General features: G+C 63.4%; 6 protein-coding genes and 1 pseudogene. 4 read left to right on the top strand and 3 right to left on the bottom strand.

Going from position 1 to position 5,529, the window contains the following annotated elements; all coding sequences use genetic code 11:
* The first annotated feature begins 19 nt into the window (after positions 1-19).
* From AC1DT3_RS11070 to AC1DT3_RS11055, 4 genes are read left to right on the top strand one after another with little or no spacing between them, the layout of a single operon-like run.
* The gene (locus tag AC1DT3_RS11070; RefSeq protein ID WP_477465310.1) at positions 20-592 is read left to right on the top strand and encodes a sigma-70 family RNA polymerase sigma factor; all 573 of its coding nucleotides are present in this window, start codon (positions 20-22) and stop codon (positions 590-592) included.
* A complete protein-coding gene (locus AC1DT3_RS11065; RefSeq protein WP_477465309.1) occupies positions 589-1,248 on the top strand; it encodes a ChrR family anti-sigma-E factor in 660 nt (219 codons plus the stop codon). The genes AC1DT3_RS11070 and AC1DT3_RS11065 overlap by 4 nt, the downstream gene beginning before the upstream one ends.
* Positions 1,249-1,288: 40 nt before the next feature.
* Positions 1,289-2,119, top strand: coding sequence for a DUF1295 domain-containing protein (locus AC1DT3_RS11060; RefSeq protein ID WP_477465308.1), 831 nt, complete (start codon positions 1,289-1,291; stop codon positions 2,117-2,119).
* On the top strand, positions 2,116-3,144 hold the full coding sequence (locus tag AC1DT3_RS11055; RefSeq protein ID WP_477465307.1) for an SAM-dependent methyltransferase: 1,029 nt from the start codon (positions 2,116-2,118) through the stop codon (positions 3,142-3,144). The genes AC1DT3_RS11060 and AC1DT3_RS11055 overlap by 4 nt, the downstream gene beginning before the upstream one ends.
* Before the next feature lie 24 nt (positions 3,145-3,168).
* On the opposite strand, the gene AC1DT3_RS11050 is transcribed toward AC1DT3_RS11055, so the two are convergent.
* The 3 genes and pseudogenes from AC1DT3_RS11050 to AC1DT3_RS11040 form a co-directional block, all read right to left on the bottom strand.
* Complete coding sequence (locus tag AC1DT3_RS11050; RefSeq protein ID WP_477465306.1) at positions 3,169-3,576, bottom strand: DUF2177 family protein; 408 nt, start codon at positions 3,574-3,576, stop codon at positions 3,169-3,171.
* Between the two features lie 68 nt (positions 3,577-3,644).
* Positions 3,645-4,802 (bottom strand): MFS transporter, encoded by a 1,158-nt coding sequence (locus AC1DT3_RS11045; protein ID WP_477465305.1) that lies wholly within the window; start codon positions 4,800-4,802, stop codon positions 3,645-3,647.
* Positions 4,799-5,529 (bottom strand): annotated as a pseudogene (locus AC1DT3_RS11040) (protease); the annotation flags it as partial. The pseudogene AC1DT3_RS11040 and the gene AC1DT3_RS11045, both read right to left, overlap by 4 nt.

The following is a 5,529-nucleotide window of genomic DNA, read 5'->3' as shown; positions in this document are numbered from 1 at the left end:
CCTCCACAGGGAGCGGCCTATGAGACCGCTGTCGTCGAACGACGCTGCTGCTTCTCACGAATTGTCGAAGCTCATCGTAGCGATCGCGACCAGGCGCGACCGGGATGCCTTCGCTACGCTCTTCACGCATTTTGCCCCCCGCGTAAAAAGCTATCTGATCCGGTTCGGAACCGCCGCGAACGTGGCCGAAGAGCTCGCCCAGGACACCATGCTGGCGGTGTGGCAAAAGGCTGCCTCCTTCGATCCGAGCCGAGCCGGCGCCAGCGCCTGGATTTTCACGATCGCGCGTAACCTGCGCATCGATCAGCAGCGGCGTGAAAAGAAAGCGTTCAATCTCGAACCGGATCCGACCGACGAGCAGGAAGTGCCTCCCGTCGACGGCGCGATCCTTGTCGCCGAGCGGGAAGAGCGCGTCCGCCTGGCGCTCAAGTCCCTCTCCGAGGAGCAGGTCAAAATCGTCGAAATGTCCTTTTTCCATGAGAAACCCCATGCGGAAATCGCCCGGGACCTCGGGCTTCCGCTCGGCACCGTCAAATCCCGCGTACGCCTGGCCATGAACAGGTTGCGCACTTTGCTAGGCGACCTGACATGAGCGCCCTTCACCATCCGAGCGAAGAGACTCTTGCGCGTTATGCCGCGGGCACTCTCGGGAGCGGCCTTGCCCTGGTCGTCGCCGCTCATCTCGAGGCCTGTTCCGATTGCCGTCGCAACGTCTCGCTGTTCGAGGATGTCGGCGGGCATTTGCTCAACGCCCTCGCGCCGGTGGAGCTGGCTGCGGACGCACTCGCCAAGACATTGGCGCGGATTGAGACGCCTGTGATGCCCCACCGCTCTGCAGACCGCCCTCGGCGAGGGATCATCGACCTCCCAACCGGAATGGCCCTGCCGCGCGTGTTGCAGGATTGCGAGATCAGGCCGTGGCGATGGGGTGGTCCGGGCGTGCGCTGGAGCCGTGTCGGGTTACCGTACGATCGTTTCGCCAACGTCCTCCTGCTGCGCATCGCCGCCGGCCGCAAGATGCCGCAACACGGGCACACGGGGATGGAGCTCAATCTCGTGCTGAAGGGCGCCTATTCCGATCTCGACGGGCATTATGCACCGGGCGATCTAAGCGAGGCGGATGCGGAGACCGAGCACCAGCCGGTGGTGGACCGCGATGGGGAATGTATCTGTCTCGCCGCCCTCGAAGGTCGGATCCGACTTGATGGTTTTTTCGGGCGGCTCCTTCAGCCGGTGATCGGGGTCTAGGACGCCATCATGGTCCGGATAGTGATCTAGGGGGTTGGCGATGACGTTCACCACGGCTCTCAGCCTCGTCGTCATCGCCGCCATCGCTTCGTCGGGCGCATTGAGCATGGCGTGGTTCGTCCAGCGGAAGACGGGACAATCCGGATGGATCGACGCCATCTGGTCCCTGTCCGTAGGAACGATCGGGTGTGTCCTTGCCCTCCCCCCGGTTCACGGGTCCGCCCCCGGCGTACGACAGGTCGTTGTCGCCGCGATGGTCGCCATCTGGGCCCTGCGGCTCGGCGGCTCGATCGCCCTGCGGACCCACGGCGCCGGCGACGATCCGCGCTATGCGCAGCTCGAGAAGGAATGGGGCGCGGACTTTCCTCGACGCCTGTTCTGGTTTCTTCAGATCCAGGCTGCTGTCGCCTTCATCCTCGCACTGACCGTCTTCGTCGCCGCGCATAATCCGGCATCATTCCTGCGCCTGGCCGATTGGATCGGCATCGCGATCTTCGTGGTGGCCGTCGGCGGGGAAACCCTGTCCGATCGTCAGCTGCGCGCCTTCAAAGCCGATCCCGCCAACAAAGGCAAAGTCTGCGATACCGGTCTCTGGTCCGTATCGCGCCATCCGAACTACTTCTTCGAGTGCCTTGGCTGGTGCGCCTATCCCTTCCTCGCCATCGCGCCATTCTATCCCTGGGGATGGGTCGCGCTGTTGGCTCCCATCCTGATGTATTGGCTTCTCGTTTACGCCTCCGGAATTCCGCCGCTCGAGGCGCACATGCTGCGCTCGCGCGGCGCGGCGTTTCGGGACTACCAGGCGCGCGTCAACGCGTTCTTTCCCGGCTGGCCGAGCAAACCTGCCTCCACAAGCGAGACATCCCCATGAGCCTGATCGCCTCCACCATCAAGGTTGCGGAACGCGTGCCGCTTCCCGATCGCGTGACGCGTTTCGGGATCGATTTCCTGGTCGGCCGCACGCGCCAGAAGTTGGAGACCGTACGGGACGAGCACGCTGCCCGCCGCTTCGCCCAAGCGATGGGCGATCGTCCGATCGCGGTTCACACGGATCGCGCCAACGAGCAGCATTACGAATTGCCGCCGGAATTCTTCGCGCTCGTCCTGGGCCCGCAACGCAAATATTCGTGCTGTCTTTATCGCGACGCGACGGCTTCGCTGGCGCAGGCGGAAGAGCACGCCTTGAGGGAAACCGTCGCCCATGCGGATCTGCGCGATGGGCAGACGATTCTCGAGCTCGGTTGCGGTTGGGGATCCCTGTCGCTTGCCATGGCCGAACAATTTCCGTGTGCCGCGATCACAGCCGTCTCGAACTCCACGCCACAGCGTCGCTACATCGAAAGCCAGGCGTCCGCGCGCAACCTCACGAACCTCACCGTCGTGACGGCCGATATGAATGCGTTCGATCCGCAGGCGAGGTTCGACCGGATCGTCTCAATCGAGATGTTCGAGCATATGTCGAACTGGACCGCGCTCCTGCGCCGTGTTCGCTCATGGCTTGCGGCGGACGGCCTGCTCTTCCTGCACGTCTTTACGCACAAGACATCGCCGTATCGCTTCGATCATGAGGACGAAGCGGATTGGATCGCGCATCATTTCTTCACCGGCGGCATCATGCCGAGCCACGATCTGATCCGTCATTTTCCCGATCTCTTCGCCGTCGACGCGCAATGGCGCTGGAACGGAAAGCACTACAAGCGCACCGCGGATGACTGGCTCGCCAATTTCGACCGCAATGCCAAAGCCATCGATGTCATCCTGCAGGAGGTCTACGGCAGTGACGCGTTCGTCTGGAAGCGTCGGTGGCGCTGGTTCTTCCTTGCCACCTCGGGCCTTTTCGGCCACGCCGACGGGGAGGATTGGGCCGTCAGCCACTATCGACTGCGGCCGGTGTGATGCCCCTAACCGAGCGGCGCCCGATCAGGGGCGAACAAGCCATGTCGTGACGAGGTAGCCGAAGGTCGCCGCGATCGCCGTGAGGATCGTGCCCCAGGCGAGATCGGCGAGAGTCAGAAGCGTCGACCACGATTTGAGCGTCGCTTGATTGGTCAGGTCGTAGGTCGCGTAGGCGATAAAGCCGAAGAGCGCACCGTGAACCAACGCGGTCGTCCATTGCCCGCTTTGCAGCGCGGGCAGGATCGCGAAGAAAACGATGCCGAAGACATAGATCAGGTAAAACGCAATGGCCGGGACGAGGCGCGGCTGGTCGACCAGTTGATCGCCGAGGATCGGCCGGTAGAGCGCGCCGGTCATCGTCGTGAGCCAGATCGCGTCCACGGCCAAGAAGACGACGGCCGTCACACCATAAGCGACAAGATAGGTTTTCACGTCGTCTGCCCCGCTCCGCGCCTCCACCGAGGCGTCATCCTTCTATACGGGTGACGGGGAGTGCTGGATCACACTTTTCCCTTCAGGCGAACCATGAAGATCACGAACACGAAGCAGGCGAGCGAGGCGAAGATGGGCAATCCATGGGGCACGAGATCCATGGCGACACCTGCGGCCGCCGGGCCGATCAGCGCGCCGGCGCCCCACGTCAATCCCATCACCGCGTAGATCCCGACGAGATCGCTCCCTTTGAACCGGCTCCCGACGACCGTGAGCATGATCGTGTAGATGCCGACGAACAATCCGCCCCAGACGAACACCGTGGCGTAAGCGACCCACGGAGTCGCAAGCACGAACGGCCAGATCAACGCGCCGAATCCGGAGAGCACACCCAGGATGATGACGAGCTTGCGCCGGTCCATCTTGTCGCCGAGCCAGCCGATCGGCAATTGCAGCAGGATGGCGCCGAACATCATGGTCGCGATCAGTTGCGTCGCGCTCTCCTCCGCCCAGCCGTTTCCGATTGCATAAAGCGCGAGGAACGAAAGCCCCGCCGTTTCGATGGCGGCGTTGAGGACCGTCGTCGCGATCGCGATGGGCGCCAGACGCGCATAGCGCAGAGGATTGCCGTGCGATGGCTCGTCATAGGCAGGCGCCACGACCATCGGCAAGGCGAGCACGAGAAACGCCGATCCCGCGAGGGCCGCGCCGATATAATAGGCTCCGCCACCGTCCGTCCCGATGAAGGACAGGATCAAAGGGCCGAGCGCGAACCCGAGCGACAGCGCCGCCGTATAGGTCGCCATCGAACGCGCGCGGGTGTTCTCCGAACTCAGTTGGTTGATCCACGTTTCGGAGAGAACGAACATGATCTCCGATGCGACGCCGAGCAGAAAGCGCAGCGGAAACCAGAGCCAGACCAATGGAACGTTGGGAAAGAGAACAAGCACGATGGCGGCAAGGATCAACGCAGCCATCACGAGAGGCCGGGCGCCGAAATTCCCGACGATGCGCGGCAGCAGAGGGGCGATCGCCAAGACGCCGAGCGCATGCATCGCCGCGTTGAGGCCGATCATGGTTTCCTCGAAACCGCGTTCGGCGAGATCGAGCGCGATCAACGACGCACTCAGGCTGTAGGTGAGCCCGAACATGGTCGCCGTTGCGACGACCGCCGCACCCGAGAAGACGCGTTGCTGCCGGCTCAGACCGAATTCCTGGAACGTCATGCGGGAGCGATTTCCTCATTCTGCATCCGCAGGCGTCGACGCACATGCAGCATGTTGCGCAGGCGGTCGGGCCAGCGAAGACCGGAAGGATGGACGATACGGCGCAGCGCGCGGGCGTAGTCGAGGATGAGACCCGGCGTCCACGTCATCGCCTCCGCCTGTTCGCGCAAAACGGCGGCGAGCCAGAGATCGGGGTTGGCGAGAAGCGCCCCGAAGCGGCGCCACACCTTGTCGGTCCGCAATATGCCTTCGAGGGAGGCCTCGAGCGCCATCGCGACCGCGACCGAACAATTGCGGTTGGTCAGGTTGTAAGTGTCGTCCGCGCTGTAAGCCGCCCAGAAGGCGTCGAGTTTCGCGGCGTCGAATCGATGGAACTTCACCAGTGCGTCCGCCTCGCACCAATTTGCGCTCTCGAACGCATAGGACGGCTGAAACCGGCCGCGGACATCGTTCGATTCGTGCGCACGCAGGACTCGCCCGACGTCGTTCATGGAGCGATCGAGCTCCACGGCCGGATAGTGACTGACATAGACATCGTTCCCGTATTCGAGGGATGCGTGTCCCGTCGATACCACACCGTTGCCATCGACCGCCGCGATGTAGCGGTCGATCATCGGCCGGCGACGGATGTCCTTCGCGGAGCCCGTTGGCGTCCACACATGGACGAGGAGCGGCTCCGTCGCGGCTTCATCGCGCGGCGGGCGGACGTTCATGGGCGGCAAGACCC

Source organism: Microvirga sp. P4_G7 (assembly GCF_056401005.1).
The sequence above is the reverse complement of the archived record's forward strand: the minus strand, read 5'-3'. Positions and strand labels throughout refer to the sequence as shown.

Bases quoted from the DNA above. Each gene is read 5' to 3' on its own strand.
- AC1DT3_RS11065 (WP_477465309.1), top strand. From the start codon at position 589: ATGAGCGCCCTTCACCATCCGAGCGAAGAGACTCTTGCGCGTTATGCC.
- AC1DT3_RS11060 (WP_477465308.1), top strand. From the start codon at position 1,289: ATGACGTTCACCACGGCTCTCAGCCTCGTCGTCATCGCCGCCATCGCT.
- AC1DT3_RS11070 (WP_477465310.1), top strand. From the start codon at position 20: ATGAGACCGCTGTCGTCGAACGACGCTGCTGCTTCTCACGAATTGTCG.
- AC1DT3_RS11055 (WP_477465307.1), top strand. From the start codon at position 2,116: ATGAGCCTGATCGCCTCCACCATCAAGGTTGCGGAACGCGTGCCGCTT.
- AC1DT3_RS11045 (WP_477465305.1), bottom strand. From the start codon at position 4,802: ATGACGTTCCAGGAATTCGGTCTGAGCCGGCAGCAACGCGTCTTCTCG.